Raw genomic sequence first — 21,213 nt, 5'->3', positions numbered from 1 at the left:
TAAAATGCCTAAGCAGATTGACTGCAATTAGCAATCCACGCTCGCTACCATTGGGCGGCTGCGGCAACGCTGTCAAGCGCTGCGGCACTATCTTGCGAAAGGAATCACGACCTTGGTGCGTACGCAAATACGTCAGCACGCATTTGATGGGCGTTCATGCCCGCGCTGACCAGCGCGTCGAGCGTCGCGTAAATCATGGCTGGCGAACCGCTGGCATAGACGTGGACCGCCGCAAGATCGGCGATGTCGCTGCGAACCGCTTCGTGCAGCATGCCGCAGCGTCCTTCCCAGCCACACAGGTCGCTGACGACTTTATGCAGGAACAGGTTGGGCAGCTGCTTCCATTCATCCCAATGCTGGATTTCGTAGAAGTCTTCCGGCCGACGCACGCCCCAATACAGATGCACGGGATGGTTGAAACCCTTGCTGCGGCAGTGCTCGATCAAGCTCTGCATTTGCGCCATACCGGTGCCGGCGGCGATCAACACCAACGGGCCATCAGGCAGTTCGGCCAGATGGGTATCGCCAAACGGCAGTTCAACCTTGGCCATGGTGTTGCGCTGCAATTGTTCGATCAGGCTCTGCGCGCTGGCTTCGCGAACCAGCACATGCAATTGCAGATCGCGACCGCTTTCCGGCGCGGAGGCCAGCGAGAAGGCGGATTTTTCACCGTTGTCGCGATGAATCATCAGATACTGACCGGCGTGATAGCGTGGCGCCTTGCCGGCCGGGGCGCGCAGGCCCACGCGCCAGACATCGCCGCCCACTTCCACGCATTCACTCAACTGGCAGGCGAAGGTGCGCACCGGCAGTTCACCGAGGGCGAGCACGCCGTCCCACAGGACTTCGCAGTCCTCAAGCGGTTCGGCCAGGCAGGTGAAGATTTCGCCATGAGTCAGTTCTTCACCGGCCTGCAGCACACGGCCGTGGGCCAGCAATGCCGAACACACATGGCAATTGCCATTGCGACAGCTTTGCGGGCAGTCGTAACCCAGGCGTTGCGCGGCATCGAGAATCCGCTCGCCGGGCAATGTTTCCAGTACTGCGCCCGATGGCTGCAAGGTTACACGCATCAATCTATTCCCAACTGATTCCAGATGTCGTCGACCCGACGCGTGACGGCTTCGTCCTTGACGATAACCCGACCCCACTCGCGCGTGGTCTCGCCCGGCCATTTATGCGTTGCGTCCAGCCCCATTTTCGAACCCAGCCCGGAAACCGGAGATGCGAAATCCAGGTAGTCGATGGGCGTGTTGTCGATCATCACCGTGTCGCGTTTGGGGTCCATGCGCGTGGTGATGGCCCAGATTACGTCGTTCCAGTCCCGGGCGTTGATATCGTCGTCGGTGACAATAACGAACTTGGTGTACATGAACTGTCGCAAAAACGACCACACACCCAGCATCACACGCTTGGCATGGCCTGGGTACTGCTTCTTGATCGTCACGATAGCCATGCGATAAGAGCAGCCTTCCGGCGGCAGATAGAAGTCGGTGATTTCCGGGAACTGCTTTTGCAGGATCGGCACGAACACTTCGTTCAGTGCCACGCCCAGAATGGCCGGCTCATCAGGCGGCCGACCGGTGTAGGTGCTGTGGTAGATCGGTTTGATCCGATGAGTGATGCGTTCGACAGTGAACACCGGGAAGCTGTCGACTTCGTTGTAGTAGCCGGTGTGATCGCCGTAGGGGCCTTCATCGGCCATTTCGCCGGGATGAATCACGCCTTCGAGGACGAACTCGGCGCTGGCCGGAACTTGCAGGTTATTGCCACGGCACTTGATCAGCTCGGTACGACTGCCGCGCAACAGACCGGCAAACGCGTATTCGGAAAGGCTGTCAGGCACGGGCGTTACCGCGCCAAGGATGGTCGCAGGATCAGCGCCCAGGGCCACGGATACCGGGAAGGGTTCGCCGGGATGTTTGGCGCACCATTCCTTGAAGTCCAGCGCGCCGCCACGGTGGCTCAACCAGCGCATGATGACTTTGTTGCGACCGATGACCTGCTGACGATAGATACCGAGGTTCTGCCGTTCCTTGTTCGGGCCGCGCGTGACGGTCAGGCCCCAGGTGATCAGCGGCGCGACGTCGCCGGGCCAGCAGGTCTGCACCGGGAGCATGCCCAGATCCACGTCATCGCCTTCGATGACGATCTCCTGGCATGGTGCGTCCTTGACGACCTTGGGCGCCATGGCGATGACTTTCCTGAAGATCGGCAGCTTGGACCAGGCGTCTTTCAAGCCCTTGGGTGGCTCGGGCTCTTTGAGAAAAGCCAGCAGCTTGCCGATTTCCCGCAGCTCGCCGACTTCTTCTGCGCCCATGCCCATGGCAACGCGCTCGGGCGTGCCGAACAGGTTGCCGAGCACCGGAATGTCAAAGCCGACGGGCTTTTCAAACAGCAATGCCGGACCCTTGGCGCGCAAGGTGCGGTCGCAGATTTCGGTCATTTCCAGGACAGGGGAAATGGGCATCTGAATGCGTTTCAACTCTCCGCGCTGCTCAAGCTGCTGCACGAAATCCCGTAGATCCTTGAATTTCATTAACCCGGCCACTCATAAAATAGGTTCGTATCGTACCTGATCGCGGCCAGTGTGGGAGCGAGCTTGCTCACGAAGACGGCGTTACATGCGCAGCCTTGCAGCGTTCGGACATCGCTTTCGCGAGCAAGCTCGCTCCCACATTCCCTTCACATTGCGTTCTCACTCAAAAAAATCGGCGCAAACAACGGCTTCATCCGTTCGCCGCCTTGGTCCGACAGGTGATTCTCGTCCTTGTACTGGGAAGAACCATCGATGGCGGCGCGGCAAATACCTTCAGCGCAGAGCAATGGCGCCGGATCGATGATGTGGATGTGAGGATCGGAGGCGGCAAGATTGGCGAACAGCTGATCGATAAAGTGCTGACGCTCGCGGTGATCAGCTATGGGACGGCCGACTTGCAGCGCAGAACGCCCAACCATGGCCAGGCTGCTGAGTCGCGCAATAGTGCCTTGGCGTTGCAGCGGGATTTCCTTGAACAGCCAGACGTTCGCCCCGGCGGCGCGCAAGCTGGCCACCGTCGCGCGCAAGTGGTCGGCCAGATGCTGCTCGGCGGCGGCGCGGCTTTCGTGGCGATAAGTCATATGTTCCCGGTCGCCGTCCTCCTCGCCATACAAGTAAAGGCTCCAACGGGCGGCGAGTACGACGTCGCGGACCTTCTGCTTTTCGATCAGCGCCAGGGTTTGCTGGTTGAAGGTCTGGCATTGCGGGCGAGATTCGACGCCCAGCACCGGCATGCAGCCGGATAGACTGGTTAGCCAGACCGGAATACCGAAGCGCTCGGCATCGTCTTTTACCGCTGGCATCAACGCCGCCGCATGACTGTCACCCCACACCAGTTGCAGCGGCGGCACGTCGGCATTGCCGCCGAATCGACAGGCTGCGCTCAAATCTGGGCTGTCGCGCTGCAGCAGACAATCCATCTGGCCACGTTGCCATTCACGCGCTTCGGCGTACTGCCGGGCCTGGCCGGACAAGCGCTGCGGAAAGCCGTCGGCCCAACGCACAGCTTGCCCGGCCATCGCCACGACCAACATGCACAGTGCTGCGCTGGCGAGCACTGGTCTGCGCCCGGCCAGCAGGCGTTTTTCGCGAAACGGCATTTCGATGAAGCGCCACGACAGCCACGCCAGCACCACGCACAGCGCAATCCAGAACAGCGATTCCCGACGCTGCATGCCATCAATGGAGATCGCATTGGCGTATACAAATACCGGCCAATGCCAAAGGTACAGCGAGTAGGAAATCAGCCCGACCGCCACCAGCGGCGGCGTGCTCAACACCTTGCCGACCAGCGTCTGCGCCTGACCGTTGGTCCAGATCAACGCCGTGGCGCCCAACACCGGCAGCAACGCCGCCCAGCCTGGAAACGGCGTGCTGCGGTCAAACCCGCACACCGCGATCAGGATCGCGGCCAATCCCGCCAGACTGACGCTTTGGTAAACCCAAGGCCGCAGTTTGACTTGAGAAACCGGCATGACCGCAAGCATCGCGCCACAGAGCAATTCCCAGGCGCGCATCGGCAGCAGGAAAAACGCCGAGTCCGGCGCGCGGCTTACGCTCCAGATATTCAGGGCGAACGACACCAGCAGCAGGCCCAGCAGCATCAAACGCCAATGGCGGAAGAAGCGCGTGATCAACACCATCAGCAGCGGGAAGATGATGTAGTACTGCTCTTCCACCGACAGCGACCAGGTGTGCAGCAGGGGTTTGAAGTCCGACGCCGGATTGAAATAACCGTCCTGGCGCATGAACAGGATGTTGGAAATGAACATCGCCTGGTAACGCACCGTGCGCCCCAGTTGCGAATAATCATGAGGTGTCAGCAGCAACCAGCCGACCAGCAAGGTCGCGGCCAGCACCACGCTCAAGGCCGGAATGATCCGTCGGGCGCGACGCGCCCAGAAGTCGACAAAGCTGAAACGCCCAGCGCTTATTTCACGGTGAATGATCGAGGTAATCAGGAATCCGGAGATGACGAAAAACACGTCGACGCCAACAAAGCCGCCGCTGAATGCGCCGAATCCATAGTGAAAGAGCACAACGGGAATTACCGCTAGCGCGCGCAGGCCATCGATATCCCGCCGGTTGCCGAATGTGTGCATGACGCTCCTTGTCGCGATTCTCAAAAATCAGGCAAAAAAAATGGTGTCCATAAGGACACCATTCATTTGAAGCCGTTCAGCCTGTTATTTGCGCTTCATCGACAGGAAGAACTCATCGTTGGTCTTGGTCTGCTTCAGCTTGTCGATCAGGAACTCGATAGCAGCGACTTCGTCCATCGGGTGCAGCAGTTTGCGCAGGATCCACATACGTTGCAATTCGTCGTCGGCGGTCAGCAACTCTTCGCGGCGGGTGCCGGAGCGGTTGATGTTGATCGCCGGGAACACGCGCTTCTCTGCAATCTTGCGATCCAGAGGCAGCTCCATGTTGCCCGTACCCTTGAACTCTTCGTAGATCACTTCATCCATCTTCGAGCCGGTTTCAACCAGCGCGGTAGCGATGATGGTCAGCGAGCCGCCTTCTTCGATGTTCCGTGCGGCGCCGAAGAAACGTTTCGGTTTCTCCAGGGCGTGGGCATCGACACCGCCCGTCAGGACCTTGCCGGAGCTAGGAATGACGGTGTTGTAGGCGCGAGCCAGACGGGTAATGGAGTCGAGCAGGATAACGACGTCTTTCTTGTGCTCGACCAGGCGCTTGGCCTTTTCGATCACCATTTCGGCAACCTGTACGTGACGGGTTGGCGGTTCGTCGAACGTCGAGGCAACCACTTCGCCGCGCACGGTGCGCTGCATTTCGGTTACTTCTTCCGGGCGTTCATCGATCAGCAGAACGATCAGATGCACTTCCGGGTTGTTACGCGTGATGTTGGCCGCGATGTTCTGCAGCATGATCGTCTTGCCCGCTTTGGGCGGAGCAACGATCAGGCCGCGCTGGCCTTTACCGATCGGTGCGCACAAGTCGATCACACGGCCGGTCAAATCTTCGGTGGAACCGTTACCGGCTTCCATCTTCATGCGGATGGTCGGGAACAACGGCGTCAGGTTTTCGAAAAGAATCTTGTTCTTCGCGTTTTCCGGACGGTCGTAGTTGATCGTGTCGACCTTGAGCAGAGCGAAATAACGCTCGCCTTCTTTAGGTGGACGGATCTTGCCGACAATGGTGTCGCCAGTACGCAGATTGAAGCGGCGGATCTGGCTGGGCGAGACGTAGATATCGTCCGGGCCGGCGAGATAGGAAGCGTCTGCAGAGCGCAGGAAACCGAAGCCGTCCTGGAGGATCTCCAGCACGCCATCACCGGAAATTTCCTCGCCACTCTTGGCGTGCTTTTTCAGCAGGGAGAAAATGACATCCTGCTTGCGCGAACGGGCCATATTTTCTATGCCCATCTGTTCGGCCATTTCGAGCAGATCGGTAATCGGCTTTTGCTTGAGTTCAGTCAGGTTCATATAGGAATGACGTAATCATGTATGGAGGGGGAAATTAAGCTTTTGGCTTAATGAGGCCGCGCCGCAGAGAAGGCGACAGGATCGCGTACTAATTCGAAAGGAGAGCGTCGGCGACGGCTAGCAGGGGGCAACGGAGAAGCCGTTCCGGGGCCGAATGTACCACTTGATTTTCGAGGAGTCTAGTACGTCACCCGAAAAAAACCCCGCAATTTGCGGGGCTTTGATCATCAGATATTAGCGTCGAGGAACGCTGCAAGCTGAGACTTCGACAGCGCGCCAACCTTGGTAGCTTCGACGTTGCCATTTTTGAACAGCATCAACGTCGGGATACCACGCACGCCATGCTTGGCTGGAGTTTCCTGATTTTCATCGATGTTCAGCTTGGCGATGGTCAGCTTGCCCTTGTAGGTCTCGGCGATTTCATCCAGAACCGGGGCAATCATCTTGCATGGGCCACACCACTCAGCCCAGTAATCAACTAGTACAGCACCTTCAGCCTTGAGGACTTCAGCTTCGAAGCTGGCGTCGCTGACGTGCTTGATTAGGTCGCTACTCATGGAGTTCTCCGAGTTAGTAGGCTAAAAAACGTGGCCCATCATAGCGGGCCTTGCCCCGTTCAGGAAGCCAGACGTCATTGAGTCTGGCTATAGCTATCCATCAGTCTGGTTATAGCCGGGGAACGTCAGGCGGGCGAACGACGCTTATGACGCCGACAGAGGTTTGATTCTGTCGGCATCAAATCGGTTGCCTAGAGAGTGCGCAACGAGCTTTCAATCAACTGCACGAGCTGAGCCTTTGTTAATAACCCAACGTGCTCCGCGTGTCGTTTACCGTTTTTGTAGATATGCAGCGTTGGGACGCTCCGGACACCTGATTTCTCCGCAGTTAGCGGACTCTCATCTGTGTCGCACTTGTAGGTAAGCAGCTGACTTTCAAAAACCAGTGCAAGCTCCTGCACGATTGGTTCAAGCGGCTTGGCTGGCCCATTCCAGCCCGCAGTAAACATGACTAGCACCGGCTTGGTCGCCTTCAAGACCTTCGTATCAAAACTGGTTTCATCACCAACCGTGGCAATCGTGGAATCACCCATGAGAAAAACCTCCATGTCATCTTTCGGAACCGCTCCAAGGCTGCTGCATTTGCGGCAGCTCCCAAAAGTTTAGTTCTCTAACCAAGGACTATCGTCCCAGCCGATTAATGGCTCAGTTCGCGGGCGAAACAAACACGATTCCGGTGCGCAGCGCCGCGCCACGAATATGTTCGTGCATGGCTTTCTGGGCCGGGCCTGAGGCGTGGCGGGCCAGCGCGCGGAGGATCTTGCGGTGTTCCTGCCAGGTCTCCATGGCCCTTGAAGCGCGGATGAACGGCATTTTCTGGCTTTCCAGAAAAATATCCGCGCCTGCGGTCACGATACCGAGCATGGCCTGATTGCCACTGGCGACGAGGATATGCCGGTGAAACTCGAAATCCAGTCGCGACGCCGCTTCGAAATCTCCGGCGCGCAGCTCCAGGCGCATCGCCTCCACGTTGTCTTCCAGCACGTCACGTTCGTCGGCGGTCAAGGTCACGGCGGCCAGCCCGGCGGCAAAGCCTTCCAGGGCATAACGCAGCTGAAACGTATCAGCAGGCGAAATTTGCGCATCGAAAGGCCAGGAAAATCCGCTCGTGCGCTGTTCTGGTTCAGAAATTTTCTGCACGAACACGCCTTTGCCCGGCTGCACGCTGACCACGCCCAACGCGCTGAGCGACGACAATGCCTCGCGTAACGAGGCGCGACTGACGCCAAGCAACACAGCAAGATCGCGCTGCGACGGCAGGCTGTCGCCCGGTTCATAGCCTTGCTCGGCAATCAATTTGCGGATGGCCCGCAACGCGGATTCGGGTACGGCGATTGGGCTATGTGGCATCACTGTTCAGGCCAGTCAGTCCAGTAGAACCTCCTTTTATAGTCATCTTCGCGATCAGGCAAGCGACGCCCAGGCCTGGGGCGACGGGCCTTCGAGGCGCGCCAAAGCAGTGCGACCAACCCGGCAACTGTTCAGACCAGTAAGACCAAAATCGCGCTGCAACCCGCAGGTTTGGGTCGCACTTCATCGGATGGCATGGCCTGTGCAATCGCTATCCGTATTCAGCCTCGCAGAACAATCACTCGTCCGACTCGGAGTCTTCCCATGACCAAGCGTTACAGCGCCCTGCTCACTGCCCTGTTTGCCAGCCTCGTACTCAGCCAGGCACCTGCTCATGCCAATGGGCTGGACGACGTGATTTCCCGTGGCACGTTGAAAGTCGCCGTTCCGCAAGACTTCCCACCGTTCGGTTCAGTGGGTACCGACATGAAGCCGCGCGGCCTGGATATCGATACCGCCAAGCTGCTGGCCGACCAGTTGAAAGTGAAACTGGAACTAACCCCGGTCAACAGCACCAACCGCATCCCGTTCCTGACCACCGGCAAGGTTGATCTGGTGATCTCCAGCCTCGGCAAAAACCCGGATCGCGAAAAGGTCATCGACTTCTCCCGCGCCTACGCGCCGTTTTATCTGGCGGTATTCGGCCCACCTGAAGCCTCGATCAAGACCATTGACGATCTGAAAGGCAAAACCATCAGCGTGACGCGCGGCGCCATCGAAGATATCGAGCTGAGTGCTGTTGCGCCCAAGGAAGCCACCATCAAGCGCTTCGAAGACAACAACTCCACCATCGCGGCTTATCTCGCGGGCCAGACTGACCTGATTGCCAGCGGTAACGTGGTGATGGTCGCCATCAGCGAGAAGAACCCGAAGCGCATCCCTGAGCTGAAAGTGAAACTCAAGGATTCGCCGGTTTACGTCGGTGTGAACAAGGATCAGCCGGAGCTGCTGGGCAAGGTCAACGAGATCCTCAATGCTGCCAAGGCTGACGGCGTGCTGGAAAAAAACTCGCAAACCTGGCTCAAGCAGCCTTTGCCAGCTGACCTCTGATCGCTGTTTCTGCCTCTGTTCATTAAAGCCTCAGGGATCAGCCAATGGCGTATCACTTCGACTTTGTACCGGTTCTGCAAAACGCTGATCTGCTGCTGAAAGGCGCGTTGTTTACCCTGGAATTGACCGCCATCGGCACGGTGCTTGGGGTTGGCCTGGGCATTATTGGCGCGATCGTGCGGGCCTGGAAGATCCAGCCGTTCTCGGCGATTTTCGGGGTGTATGTCGAGCTGATCCGCAACACGCCGTTCCTGGTGCAGCTGTTTTTCATCTTCTTCGGCCTGCCGTCGCTGGGTATCCAGATCTCCGAATGGCAGGCGGCGATCCTGGCGATGGTGATCAACCTCGGCGCGTATTCGACGGAAATCATCCGCGCGGGCATTCAGGCGATTCCTCGGGGTCAGCTGGAAGCCGCAGCGGCGCTGGCGATGAGTCGCTTCGAAGCGTTCCGCTATGTGGTGCTGATTCCGGCGCTGGGCAAGGTCTGGCCGGCGCTGAGCAGCCAGATCATCATCGTGATGCTCGGTTCGGCGGTCTGTTCGCAGATCGCCACTGAAGAGCTGAGCTTCTTTGCCAACTTCATTCAGTCGCGCAATTTCCGCTCCTTCGAGACGTACATCATCACCACGGTGATCTACCTGTGCATGGCGTTGCTGATCCGCCAACTGCTGGCGTGGATCGGCCGTCGCTATATATCGAGGAAAGGCTGATGGATTTCACCCTTTGGGATGTTGTGCGCAATCTGCTCACCGGCCTGCAATGGACGCTAGCGCTGTCTTTGGTGGCGTTCATCGGCGGCGGCGTGATCGGCTTGCTGGTCATGTGGATGCGTATTTCGAAGCTGAATGCGCCGAGGGTTCTGGCCAGGATCTACATCGAATTATTTCAGGGCACGCCGTTGTTGATGCAGCTGTTCCTGGTGTTTTTCGGCGTCGCACTACTAGGCTTCGATATTTCGCCCTGGGCCGCCGCCGCGCTGGCCCTGACCTTGTTTACCAGCGCCTATCTGGCCGAAATCTGGCGCGGCTGTGTCGAGTCTATCGCCCACGGCCAGTGGGAAGCGTCGGCGAGCCTGGCGTTGTCACCGCTGGAGCAGCTGCGTTACGTGATCCTGCCGCAGGCGCTGCGCATTGCCGTTGCGCCAACCGTGGGCTTCTCGGTGCAGGTCGTGAAAGGCACGGCCGTGACTTCGATCATCGGCTTTACCGAATTGACTAAAACCGGCGGCATGCTCGCCAACGCAACGTTCCAGCCATTTCTGGTCTACGGCTTCGTCGCGCTGGGCTATTTCATGCTCTGTTACCCCTTGTCTCTCAGTGCCCGCTATCTGGAAAGGAGACTGCATGCCTCTGCTTAGAATTTCCGCGCTGCATAAATATTACGGCGACCATCACGTCCTCAAGGGCATCGATCTTTCTGTGGAAGAAGGCCAGGTCGTGGCGATCATCGGTCGCAGCGGTTCGGGCAAGAGCACGCTGTTGCGTACCCTGAACGGCCTGGAGTCGATCAATGACGGCGTTATCGAAGTCGATGGCGAATACCTGGATGCCGCGCGCGCTGACCTGCGCACGCTGCGGCAAAAAGTCGGCATGGTCTTTCAACAGTTCAACCTGTTTCCACACCTGAGCGTCGGCGAAAACGTCATGCTCGCGCCGCAAGTCGTACAAAAGGTGTCGCGCGACGAGGCCCGCAAGCTGGCCAAACGCATGCTGGAGCGGGTCGGGCTGAGTGAGAAATTCGATGCCTTCCCGGATCGACTGTCCGGCGGCCAGCAGCAGCGCGTGGCGATTGCCCGTGCGCTGGCAATGTCACCCAAAGTGCTGTTATGCGACGAAATCACCTCAGCGCTGGACCCGGAACTGGTCAACGAAGTGCTGGGCGTGGTGCGGCAACTGGCGGCTGATGGCATGACGCTGATCATGGTCACCCACGAAATGCGTTTTGCCCGTGAAGTCGGCGACAAGCTGGTGTTCATGCATCAAGGGAAAGTGCACGAAGTGGGCGACCCGAAGATTCTCTTCGCCAACCCGCGTACGCCGGAGCTGGCGAATTTTATCGGCTCGGTGGAGCAGGGGGCCTGAAGCCACAGGGAATAGGGCATTCCTGTGCCGACTGTGTGGGACCGGCTTTAGCCGGGAATAGGCCGGTACAGGCGACGCAAATGTGTCGCCTGAAACGCCCCCTTCCCGGCTAAAGCCGGTCCCACGAGTTCGCGACAGCGCTTACAAACGCAACAAGGTTTTCCAGGCGCGGCTCTGGAACACCACGATGGTTTGTTGCACGCGAGCGTCCAGCACTTCGTCGCTGATCGGCTGTTCGGCCACTTGCACCAGCTTGTTCAGCTCGCCGTACAGACGATCCAGCTCCGGCAGATCCAGCGCGCCACGGGCGTGATGCAGCCAGGCCTGGATGCGTTCAATGCGCGGCAACTGCTCGGCAAGATCTTCCGGCTGCTGCTGATAACGACCCAACTGCAAGGCAGTCGCTTCGTCCGCCAACAGACGCGGCAACCAGCTGGCCAGTTGCGCAGCGCCCTGGCGATTGCCACGGTTGTTGCGTTCGGCGGTCCAGTTGCGGGTCAGCAACCAGCGAGAGGTGTTCAGCGAGAACAAACCCCAGCGCGTGTCCTGCATTTCCTCCAGGAACTGCTCGTGGGCAGCGTTGCGCACATCGCCATCTTCCTGGCCGGCCTGCACCAGCGGGCGCCAGTCTTCCAGCAACGCATCCAGCGATGTACGCAGTTCAGCCGACGAGGAGCGCGGTGCGGCCTGGCCGAGGCTGCCGGTCAGCGAACGCAATTCAACCAGCAACGCGACCCAGTCCTGCAACAAGCGCCAATGGCCATTGAAGCGGTACTGCTCGGCGAGCCGCTGACTGCTACCCAGCAGATGCCAGGCCAACGCAGAATATGCGTCGTCCAGCGGCATTTCGGCATGCAGTTGCGGCGTCGGCAGGCTCAGGGAATAACTGTTGGCATCGAACAGGCGATAGCCGCGCTCAGCCTTGCTGATATCGCACGGCATCAACGGCAGCGTCAGAGCCAGCTCGGCGGCCAGTTCCAGCAGCGCGGCCGGATCGCCTTCGCGCAATTCCAGCTCCAGCTCGCAGATTTCTTCCTTCTGCTTGCCCGCAACGACCTGACCCAGATCCAGTGCGGCTTCGATCACCACCTTGGTCTTGCCCCGGCCCCAGGCGATTTCTGCCTTCTCGCGGATGAAGTCAGTGGTGAACAGCGGCTTGATGGTTTTTTTGTCCAGCTCAGCCAGTTGCTCCGGCCAGCATTCGCCATCGAGCTTTTTCAGATCCAGCTTGGCTTTGGGCAGATCCCAGTTGTACTCGTTGCGCTCCGACAGGCCGGCAATGCTCTGCCCGCGGGTCTTGAGGGTCTGGATGATCTGCTCGCCATCACGACGCACGCGCAGGGCAACCTTGGCGTTGGCCAGGTCGCGCTCAGGGGTGTCGAAATACTGGTTGGACAGCTCAAGACGCTCCCAACCGCTTTTGTTGCGCTTCTTCAGCAACGGGTGTTCGCGCAGTGCAGCGAGGGTTTCGCGGCTGACGCGGAGTTTGATTTCTGTTTCTTTCTGCATGGCCGGGAATCCAGACGCTGATAACTAAAAACGGGGGCGCAGCCTGTTGTCGCGTGGCTGCTGAGGTCGTGCAGTGTACAGGACATAGGTTGAAAACTGGCCGGATCACTGATTTTGGATCAGATCAGGTGGCAGAACTCAGAGTGCCCTTGCCCTGCGTGGGACCGGCTTTAACCGGGAAGGGGCCGGAAGATGCTGCGGATCTGCGTCGATAGTCATGCAGCCTTCCCGGCTAAAGCCGGTCCCACAAGTCCGCCCAATAGCCCTATGATGGTCCGCGTGTTGACCCGCTTTGAGGAATCATCGATGCCTTTGCCGTCCATGAAAGACCAGTTTGCCGCCCTGATCGCCACGCCTTCGGTGAGCTGCACGCAGCCTTCCCTGGACCAGTCCAACCGCCCGGTCATCGATCTGTTGGCCACATGGCTGGGCGATCTGGGCTTTGCCTGTGATATCCAGCAGGTTTCGCCGGGTAAATTCAATCTGCTGGCCAGTTTCGGCAGCGGTCCCGGCGGCCTGGTGCTGGCGGGGCACAGCGATACCGTGCCGTTCGATGGCGCCTTGTGGCAGACCGATCCGCTGAAGCTGACAGAAGTTGACGGCCGCTGGGTCGGACTGGGCAGCTGCGACATGAAGGGCTTTTTCGCGTTGGTTATCGAAGCTGTGCAGCCATTGCTAGACAAGCCGTTCAAGCAACCGCTGCTGATCCTCGCCACCTGCGACGAAGAAAGCTCCATGGCTGGCGCTCGCGCGCTGGCTGACGCCGGTCGGCCGCTGGGGCGCGCAGCCGTAATCGGCGAACCCACCGGGCTCAAGCCGATTCGCCTGCACAAGGGCGTGATGATGGAGCGCATCGATATTCTCGGGCGCAGCGGTCATTCGTCTGACCCGAGCCTGGGCCACAGCGCGCTTGAGGCGATGCATGATGCGATCAGCGAGCTGAAAGTCCTGCGCCAGCAATGGCAGCTGGAATACCGCAATCCGCAGTTCAGCGTGCCGACGCCGACCCTGAATTTCGGCTGCATTCATGGCGGCGACAACCCGAACCGAATCTGCGGCCAATGCTCCCTGGAGTTCGACCTGCGGCCTTTGCCGGGCATGGACCCGAGCGTGTTGCGCGCGACGATCCGGCAGAAGCTGGAGCCGCTGGCCGAGTTGCACCAGGTGAAAATCGATTACGCGCCGCTGTTTCCCGAGGCGCCGCCGTTCGAACAGGACGCCGATGCGGAACTGGTGCGGGTTGCCGAGCGTCTTACAGGACATCGCGCCGAGGCTGTAGCATTCGGCACCGAAGCGGCATATTTTCAGCGCCTGGGTTGCGAGACGCTGGTATTGGGCCCTGGCGACATTGCGTGCGCGCATCAGCCGGGCGAATACCTCGAAATGTCACGCTTGCAGCCTACTGTGCGTCTATTGAGCCAGTTGATCGAACATTATTGCTTGAGCCCGCAATGAATCGGGCCTTGTTGACCATCCAGAAAAGGAGAGTGCGCGTGTTGCCAGGCCTGTTCCGACGATAACCATTTCACGGTTGTGAGTGTTTTTGTCCTTCGTCCATCTTTTTCGCAGGCTCCCAAGGTTATGCACGAGTACGTCAACTGGCTTCGCCACGCTTCGCCTTATATCAACGCCCACCGGGATCGCACCTTTGTCGTGATACTGCCCGGCGACGGCGTTGAACATCCCAATTTCGGCAATATCGTCCACGATCTGGTACTGCTGCACAGCCTGGGCGTGCGCCTGGTGCTGGTTCATGGTTCGCGACCACAGATCGAAAGTCGCCTCGCAGCGCGTGGTTTGACACCCAAGTTTCATCGCAACCTGCGCATCACCGATGCCGAGACGCTGGATTGTGTGATCGACGCGGTCGGCCATTTGCGCCTGGACATCGAAGCGCGCCTGTCCATGGACATGGCTGCCTCGCCAATGCAGGGTTCGCGGCTGCGGGTTACCAGTGGCAATCTGGTCACCGCGCGGCCAATCGGCGTACTCGAAGGCGTGGATTATCAGCACACCGGCGAAGTGCGCCGGATCGACCGCAAGGGTATCAATCGTCTGCTGGACGAGCGTCATATCGTGCTCTTGTCGCCGATTGGTTATTCGCCAACCGGCGAGATTTTTAACATCGCCTGTGAAGACGTCGCGACTCGCGCCGCCATCGATCTGGGCGCCGACAAGCTGCTGCTGTTCGGTGAAGAACCTGGCTTGCTGGATGAGCAAGGACGGCTGGTGCGCGAGCTGCGGCCTCAGCAGGTTCCGGCGCATATGCTGCGTCTGGGCACCAATTATCAGGCAGAGCTGTTGGAGGCTGCCGCTGAAGCCTGTCGCGGCGGCGTCGGGCGCAGTCACATCGTCAGCTACGTCGAAGACGGCGCGCTGCTCACCGAGCTGTTCACCCGTGACGGCGGCGGTACGCTGGTGGCGCAGGAACAATTCGAACTGGTACGCGAAGCGGCCATCGAGGATGTCGGCGGCCTGATGGACTTGATCACACCGCTGGAAGAGCAAGGCATTCTGGTGCGCCGTTCCCGCGAAGTGCTGGAGCGTGAGATCGAGCAATTCAGCGTGGTCGAGCGCGAAGGGTTGATCATCGCCTGTGCAGCGCTGTATCGCATCGCCGATTCGGATGCGGGCGAGCTGGCTTGCCTGGCCGTGAACCCGGAATACCGCCACGGCGGGCGCGGCGACGAACTGCTCGAACGCATCGAAACCCGCGCGCGGGAGCTAGGCCTGAAAACCCTGTTCGTCCTCACCACCCGCACCGCCCACTGGTTCCGCGAGCGCGGCTTCGAGCCAAGCACCGTCGACCGCATGCCTGCGGCCAGAGCGTCGCTTTACAACTACCAGCGTAATTCGAAGATCTTCGAGAAGGCGTTGTAGTAGCGGATCCTGTTGGCGAGGCTTGCCCGCGAAGAGTCGCTGGATGTAACGGCCTCTTCGCGGGCAAGCCTCGCCCGATCACGCCAGTACCGAGGCACTCCGGGAAAAATACCGCCCTGATCCAGATGTGGACATCGACAAAATAGTTGAAGTGACCGCAATCCTGGGGGAAGACTCGCTGGCACGCAGTGTCGGGAGAACGGTCGATTATGTGGTTGCGTCGCATGTTATCGAGCATGTCCCGAATCTGATCGGTTGGCTCAATGAACTGTGTTCGATTTTGAATGAAGGCGGTGAGATTCGGCTGGTCGTTCCTGATAAACGCTTCACCTTCGATTACCTCCGAGACACGACCCGATTGTCCGATGTGCTGTATGCCGATCTGGTGAAGGCGCGTTTTCCCATGGCTCATATCGTGATGGATTACGTGCTTAATGTCGTCAAGCTGGACGGAGCCAAAGCGTGGAGGTCTCGGATTAAACCCAGCGAACTTGAGCACCACCACACGCTCAGGGATGCGCTAAATATTGCACAGCAAATCCTCAGTTCAAATGCCTATCACGACGTTCATTGCTGGGTGTTCACGCCTCGCTCAATGGCGCAATTGTTCGTCGAGTTGACGGATCATCGGCTTGTAGAGCTTGAGTGCGTCAGCTTCCATGACACAGCTCCAGACACCATCGAGTTTTTTGTAGGCATGAGGCATACCAGGGATTTTGCGCAGGCCAGGCGGAGCTGGTTGTCGATGGCGGAAGCGGCAAAGCATGTGGAGACGCAGGTGCGCTGACTGTGGGGCGTGAGAATTTAACGTCACCTTGTTGGAGGCTTGCCCGCGAAGATCGATCACTGGGTGTATCTGAAACACCAAGGTGACTGATCGCGGGCAAGCCTCGCTCCAACGGATCTGCACGTACAGCCGATGCATTTGCGTCTACTGGAATGCCGTCTTCCCGGCTAAAGCCGGTCCCACAGTGGGACCGGCTTTAGCCGGGAAGACGTCGGTTCAGACAATACATCTGGCGCCTGGCGGTTGCCCCCCGACATAGAATCTCCAACAGTGACAGGGCACCGGTCAGTTACTGATGCGCAGAATGCTCGCCTGATAAGCCCCCACGAACGTATCGAAATCCACCACTTCTTCGGTCTGTTCCAGCTCGGCCTGTTCGGCGATGGAGGTTCGGGCCAGGGTTTCGAAGTTTGATTGCTCTTCCACGCTCAGCGGGTTGCTGCGGAAGTATTCGGCATGCAGCTGGCTCTGGCGCATCGAGAATGCAGTGAAGCCTTCCTTGTGCTCATTCATGCTCGCCAGCACCTTGGCCGACGGGGTCAGGGATGAGTCGTTGACCTTCGACTGCTGGGCCGCGATCGACTTGATGTGTTCGTCAGTGCCTTGCGCTTCATCGAGCAGCAGGGCGATCGGCTTGATCTTCTCCAACAGCTCGGTGGCCCAGGCTTTCAGGTCGATGGTGCTGTCATTGCGATTCAATTCCAGGCCCGGACGGCGGCCTTCCTTGACCACGGTCAGGAAGTTCGACGCCGCATTGTTGCACTCGTTATTGGCCAGTTGCGGGCTTTCCTGCAGGGCGCAATACAGCACGAACGCATCAATGAAGCGTGATTGCTGCAAGTCGATACCGGTCGGCAGGAACGGGTTGATGTCCAGGCAGCGCACTTCAACGTATTGCACACCACGGGCAACCAGCGCCTGAATCGGACGTTCGCCCGAATAGGTCACGCGTTTCGGGCGGATGTTGGAGTAGTACTCGTTTTCAATCTGCAACACGTTGGTGTTGAGTTGAATCCACTCGCCGTCCTTGTGGGTGCCGATTTCGACATAAGGCGCGTAGGGCGTTGCCACCGCTTTGCGCAGGCTGTCGGTGTAGCTGAGCAGATCGTTGTAGCAAGGCGTCAGGCCAGCCTGGGCGTTGCTTTGATAACCCAGATCGCTCATGCGCAAGCTGGTCGCGTAAGGCAGATACAGCGTATCGGCATCGAACTGATCCAGCTGATGCGCCCGACCGCGCAGGAAGCCAGCATCCAGAGCCGGCGAAGCGCCAAACAGGTACATCAGCAACCAGCTGTAACGGCGGAAGTTACGGATCAGCGCAATGTAGGAATGCGACTGATACTCCCGAGCGCTGCCTTCGAATTGCTCGGTTTGCTTGAGCAGCGGCCAGACAGCTTCCGGCAGCGAGAAATTGTAGTGAATCCCGGCAATGCACTGCATGGTCTTGCCGTAACGCAGAGCCAGGCCCTTGCGATAAACGTACTTGAGCTTGCCGATATTCGAGGTGCCGTAGTAGGCAATCGGAATGTCTTCTTCGGCGGGCAGCGGACAAGGCATCGATGGGCTCCAGAGGAACTCGCTGCCCAGCTTGCTGTAGGCAAATCGATGGATCTTGTCGAGACTTTCCAGGGTTGCCGCCGGATCAGCCAGCGCGGGCGTGATGAACTCCAGCAACGACTCGGAATAGTCAGTAGTAATCAGGCCGTTGGTCAGCGCAGCGCCCAGCTCTTCAGGATGGGGCGTCTGGGCCAGGCGTGCTTCGCCGGTCACGCGCAGGCATTCACGCTCTATACCATGCAGGCACTGCTCCAGCAGGGAGAGGTTAGTGCGCTCGCCAAGCAAAGCCAGGCGGCGGTTGAGAAGTTCGCTCAAGTTGGATTCCTTCACGCGTCAGTCGCCCCAATATGGGGGTGGACATGCCGGTGTACAAGGGTGAGGGGGGAACTGGCGTTGTCGCCTGGTTTTGCGCCCTATAGGTATTTCGTATAGAGCATGGTTCGAAAACGCCATTACCCGTTGCTCATTCTGGCCACAGCGAACCCGGAAAATTCCGGCGCCGCTTTCGCAACGCCGAAATTAACTCAAATCCAGTGGTGACAGCTAGAGCACAGCGAACGTGCCTTGTGCTTTTGCGACCAGTTTATCGCCCTGGACCACTTCGGCTTCGACGACCAGCGTACGACGTCCCGCATGCAACACCTTGGCGATGCACAGGACTTCGCCATCAGCCACCGCACGCACATAGTTGATCTTGCATTCGATGGTCGCGCTGCGTTGATCAAAGCCGTGGGAACTGGAGCAAGCCAGTCCCATTGCGATATCGACCAGGCTGAAAATCGCGCCGCCGTGCATTACATTGCCGCGATTGCGCAGGTGCGGCTCCAGCGGCAGCGCCACTTCGGCAACGCCGACGTCGAGCCGCCGCAACTGGCAGCCGATGGCGCGAAAATACGCGCTCTCGGTAAGGCCTTCAGGAATGTCCATCAGCGCTTCTTCAGTTGTTTGGCGTTGGCGAACAGCGAAGCCATGGCATTGTTGGCCGGAGCCGCAACCTGGGTTTCCTTGCGTGGCGCGCTGCTCTGCTGCTGACGCGGGGCCGAGCCTGGCCGTGCGCCGCGAGCACCGTCGATTTTCTCGCCCGGCGTGTCACTCATGCGCATCGACAGACCGACGCGTTTGCGCGGAATGTCCACTTCCATGACCTTGACCTTGACCACATCGCCCGCTTTCACCGCCTCACGCGGGTCCTTGATGAATTTCTCGGACAGCGCCGAGATATGCACCAGACCGTCCTGATGCACGCCGATGTCGACGAATGCACCGAAGTTGGTGACGTTGGTAACGACGCCTTCGAGGATCATGCCCAATTGCAGGTCTTTCAAGTCTTCAACGCCTTCCTGGAACTCGGCGGTCTTGAACTCCGGACGTGGGTCGCGACCCGGCTTTTCCAGCTCTTGCAGGATGTCGGTCACCGTTGGCAGGCCGAAGGTTTCGTCGGTGTATTTTTTCGGGTCCAGACGCTTGAGGAAGCTGGCATCGCCGATCAGGGAGCGGATATCGCGGTCGGTCTCGGCAGCGATGCGTTTGACCAGTGGATACGCTTCCGGGTGAACCGCCGAGGAATCCAGCGGGTTGTCGCCGTTCATCACGCGCAGGAAACCAGCCGCCTGTTCGAAGGTTTTCTCGCCCAGACGCGGGACTTTCTTCAGCGCAGCACGGGATTTGAACGCGCCGTTTTCATCACGGTGCGCGACGATATTCTGCGCCAGCGTGGTGTTGAGGCCGGAAATCCGCGCCAACAGGGCGACCGAAGCGGTGTTCACGTCGACGCCAACCGCGTTCACGCAATCCTCGACCACAGCGTCCAGGCCACGGGCCAGCTTGAGCTGCGAGACGTCATGCTGGTATTGACCGACACCAATAGACTTCGGATCGATCTTCACCAGTTCGGCCAGCGGATCCTGCAAGCGTCGGGCGATGGACACCGCGCCACGGATCGACACATCCAGATCCGGGAATTCCTTGGCGGCCAGTTCCGATGCCGAATACACCGAAGCGCCAGCCTCGGAGACCATGACCTTGGTCATTTTCAGGCCTGGGTATTTTTTGATCAGCTCTGCGGCGAGCTTGTCGGTTTCACGGCTGGCGGTGCCGTTGCCAATGGCGATCAGGTCTACCGAATGCTTGGCGCACAGCGCGGCCAGCACGGCGATGGTCTGATCCCACTGGTTCTTCGGCACGTGCGGGTAAACCGTGGCGTAGTCCAGCATCTTGCCGGTGGAATCCACGACCGCGACCTTGCAACCGGTGCGCAGGCCTGGGTCCAGGCCCAATGTGGCGCGCGGGCCAGCCGGAGCGGCGAGCAGCAGGTCGTGCAGGTTGTGGGCGAACACATTGATCGCCTCGGTTTCCGCGCCTTCGCGCAGTTCGCCGAACAGGTCGGTTTCCAGATGGCTGTAAAGCTTGACCTTCCAGGTCCAGCGCACCACTTCGCCCAGCCATTTATCGGCAGGACGATTCTGGTTCTGCAGGCCGAAACGCTCGCTGATCATCATTTCGCAAGGGTGCATGGCGCCGGGCAGTTCTTCGCCGACCTTCATGGCCGAACTGAGGAAACCTTCGTTGCGGCCGCGAAAAATCGCCAGCGCGCGGTGTGACGGCATGCTTTTGAGCGGTTCATCGTGTTCAAAGTAATCGCGGAACTTGGCGCCTTCTTCTTCCTTGCCGGCCACGACCCGGGCGCTGATCACCGCTTCCTGCTTGAGGAAACTGCGCAGCTTGTCGAGCAAGGTCGCGTCTTCGGCGAAGCGTTCCATGAGGATGTATTTGGCGCCTTCCAGCGCGGCTTTGACATCGGCGACACCTTTTTCGGCGTCCACGAAGCGCGCGGCTTCGGTTTCCGGCGTCAGGCTCGGGTCATTGAACAGGCCGTCAGCCAGTTCACCAAGGCCGGCTTCGAGCGCGATCTGGCCCTTGGTGCGGCGTTTTTGCTTGTAAGGCAGGTACAAATCTTCGAGGCGGGTCTTGGTGTCGGCGAGTTTGATATCGCGAGCCAGCTCGGGGGTCAGCTTGCCTTGCTCTTCGATGCTGGCAAGGATGCTGATGCGTCGCTCGTCGAGTTCACGCAGGTAGCGCAGGCGCTCTTCAAGATGACGCAACTGCGTGTCATCGAGGCTGCCGGTCACTTCCTTGCGGTAGCGGGAAATGAAGGGCACTGTCGAGCCTTCATCCAGTAGCGCTACGGCCGCTGCGACCTGTTGCGGGCGGACACCGAGTTCTTCGGCGATGCGACTGTTGATGCTGTCCATAAGACCACCTGGAGTTGTGAGCAAAAAAATCTGTTGCTAGCGAACTGCCATGTTCAGGCGTTGCCTGACTTCGAGGGCGGCGCATTATACCCAGCGTTGCCCGATTAGGGGATCAGCCGTTCAAACGCGCCTATTTGCGCCGGAAAAAAAGCCGTCAGTGGCGGCTCCGGTAAAATCTGCTAACAATGCACACGGTGCGCATCACA

The 21,213-nt window shown here is 59.1% G+C and carries 18 protein-coding genes; 7 read left to right on the top strand and 11 right to left on the bottom strand.

The window, feature by feature from the left end:
- Positions 1-104 precede the first annotated feature (104 nt).
- The 7 genes from ACP7E4_RS25495 to ACP7E4_RS25465 all read right to left on the bottom strand — a co-directional run bounded on the left by ACP7E4_RS25495 (position 105) and on the right by ACP7E4_RS25465 (position 7,892).
- Positions 105-1,073, bottom strand: a complete 969-nt coding sequence (locus tag ACP7E4_RS25495; RefSeq protein WP_426118526.1) for a CDP-6-deoxy-delta-3,4-glucoseen reductase — start codon at positions 1,071-1,073, stop codon at positions 105-107.
- Positions 1,073-2,539, bottom strand: a complete 1,467-nt coding sequence (gene ubiD / locus ACP7E4_RS25490; RefSeq protein WP_020293279.1) for a 4-hydroxy-3-polyprenylbenzoate decarboxylase — start codon at positions 2,537-2,539, stop codon at positions 1,073-1,075. Before ubiD ends, ACP7E4_RS25495 begins: the two co-directional genes overlap by 1 nt.
- A gap of 146 nt (positions 2,540-2,685) precedes the next feature.
- A complete protein-coding gene (locus ACP7E4_RS25485) occupies positions 2,686-4,641 on the bottom strand; it encodes an acyltransferase family protein (protein ID WP_426118524.1) in 1,956 nt (651 codons plus the stop codon).
- Positions 4,642-4,725: 84 nt separating this feature from the next.
- Complete coding sequence (rho, locus tag ACP7E4_RS25480) at positions 4,726-5,985, bottom strand: transcription termination factor Rho (RefSeq protein WP_020293277.1); 1,260 nt, start codon at positions 5,983-5,985, stop codon at positions 4,726-4,728.
- A gap of 227 nt (positions 5,986-6,212) precedes the next feature.
- Positions 6,213-6,542, bottom strand: a complete 330-nt coding sequence (gene trxA, locus ACP7E4_RS25475) for a thioredoxin TrxA (protein WP_065831897.1) — start codon at positions 6,540-6,542, stop codon at positions 6,213-6,215.
- A 191-nt stretch (positions 6,543-6,733) separates the two neighbouring features.
- Positions 6,734-7,075 (bottom strand): thioredoxin family protein, encoded by a 342-nt coding sequence (locus ACP7E4_RS25470; protein ID WP_426118522.1) that lies wholly within the window; start codon positions 7,073-7,075, stop codon positions 6,734-6,736.
- 112 nt (positions 7,076-7,187) lie between these two features.
- A complete protein-coding gene (locus ACP7E4_RS25465; RefSeq protein ID WP_426118520.1) occupies positions 7,188-7,892 on the bottom strand; it encodes a FadR/GntR family transcriptional regulator in 705 nt (234 codons plus the stop codon).
- Between the two features lie 264 nt (positions 7,893-8,156).
- Between ACP7E4_RS25465 and ACP7E4_RS25460 the strand changes: the two genes are divergently transcribed.
- From ACP7E4_RS25460 to ACP7E4_RS25445, 4 genes are read left to right on the top strand one after another with little or no spacing between them, the layout of a single operon-like run.
- Positions 8,157-8,942 (top strand): transporter substrate-binding domain-containing protein, encoded by a 786-nt coding sequence (locus ACP7E4_RS25460; RefSeq protein ID WP_426118518.1) that lies wholly within the window; start codon positions 8,157-8,159, stop codon positions 8,940-8,942.
- 44 nt (positions 8,943-8,986) lie between these two features.
- Positions 8,987-9,652 (top strand): amino acid ABC transporter permease, encoded by a 666-nt coding sequence (locus ACP7E4_RS25455; RefSeq protein ID WP_426118516.1) that lies wholly within the window; start codon positions 8,987-8,989, stop codon positions 9,650-9,652.
- Positions 9,649-10,299: an amino acid ABC transporter permease gene (locus ACP7E4_RS25450; RefSeq protein WP_426118551.1), complete on the top strand. Its 651-nt coding sequence runs from the start codon at positions 9,649-9,651 to the stop codon at positions 10,297-10,299. The genes ACP7E4_RS25455 and ACP7E4_RS25450 overlap by 4 nt, the downstream gene beginning before the upstream one ends.
- Positions 10,286-11,023 carry an amino acid ABC transporter ATP-binding protein gene (locus tag ACP7E4_RS25445; protein ID WP_020293271.1) on the top strand — a complete coding sequence of 246 codons (738 nt, stop codon included), beginning with the start codon at positions 10,286-10,288 and terminating at the stop codon, positions 11,021-11,023. Before ACP7E4_RS25450 ends, ACP7E4_RS25445 begins: the two co-directional genes overlap by 14 nt.
- A 141-nt stretch (positions 11,024-11,164) precedes the next feature.
- Here the strand turns inward: ACP7E4_RS25445 and ACP7E4_RS25440 are convergent, their stop codons facing one another.
- Entirely contained in the window at positions 11,165-12,532 is a 1,368-nt protein-coding gene (locus ACP7E4_RS25440) for an inorganic triphosphatase (RefSeq protein ID WP_426118514.1), read from the bottom strand.
- Between the two features lie 306 nt (positions 12,533-12,838).
- Between ACP7E4_RS25440 and argE the strand changes: the two genes are divergently transcribed.
- The 3 genes from argE (at position 12,839) to ACP7E4_RS25425 (ending at position 16,199) form a co-directional block, all read left to right on the top strand.
- Positions 12,839-13,987 (top strand): acetylornithine deacetylase, encoded by a 1,149-nt coding sequence (gene argE / locus ACP7E4_RS25435; protein ID WP_426118512.1) that lies wholly within the window; start codon positions 12,839-12,841, stop codon positions 13,985-13,987.
- 126 nt (positions 13,988-14,113) lie between these two features.
- Positions 14,114-15,412 (top strand): amino-acid N-acetyltransferase, encoded by a 1,299-nt coding sequence (argA, locus tag ACP7E4_RS25430; RefSeq protein ID WP_426118510.1) that lies wholly within the window; start codon positions 14,114-14,116, stop codon positions 15,410-15,412.
- A gap of 127 nt (positions 15,413-15,539) precedes the next feature.
- Positions 15,540-16,199 carry a methyltransferase domain-containing protein gene (locus tag ACP7E4_RS25425; RefSeq protein WP_426118509.1) on the top strand — a complete coding sequence of 220 codons (660 nt, stop codon included), beginning with the start codon at positions 15,540-15,542 and terminating at the stop codon, positions 16,197-16,199.
- Between the two features lie 285 nt (positions 16,200-16,484).
- On the opposite strand, the gene gshA is transcribed toward ACP7E4_RS25425, so the two are convergent.
- The 3 genes from gshA to ACP7E4_RS25410 all read right to left on the bottom strand — a co-directional run bounded on the left by gshA (position 16,485) and on the right by ACP7E4_RS25410 (position 21,007).
- Entirely contained in the window at positions 16,485-18,071 is a 1,587-nt protein-coding gene (gshA, locus tag ACP7E4_RS25420; protein ID WP_426118507.1) for a glutamate--cysteine ligase, read from the bottom strand.
- A 228-nt stretch (positions 18,072-18,299) separates the two neighbouring features.
- The gene (locus tag ACP7E4_RS25415; protein WP_331151147.1) at positions 18,300-18,683 is read right to left on the bottom strand and encodes a PaaI family thioesterase; all 384 of its coding nucleotides are present in this window, start codon (positions 18,681-18,683) and stop codon (positions 18,300-18,302) included.
- The gene (locus ACP7E4_RS25410) at positions 18,683-21,007 is read right to left on the bottom strand and encodes a Tex family protein (RefSeq protein WP_426118504.1); all 2,325 of its coding nucleotides are present in this window, start codon (positions 21,005-21,007) and stop codon (positions 18,683-18,685) included. The genes ACP7E4_RS25415 and ACP7E4_RS25410 overlap by 1 nt, the downstream gene beginning before the upstream one ends.
- Positions 21,008-21,213 lie beyond the last annotated feature (206 nt).

The sequence above is a fragment of the Pseudomonas sp. DSP3-2-3 genome (genome assembly GCF_049898225.1).
Classification (GTDB): domain Bacteria; phylum Pseudomonadota; class Gammaproteobacteria; order Pseudomonadales; family Pseudomonadaceae; genus Aquipseudomonas.
Note: the sequence above shows the minus strand (reverse complement) of the source record. Positions and strands in the feature narration are given on the sequence as shown.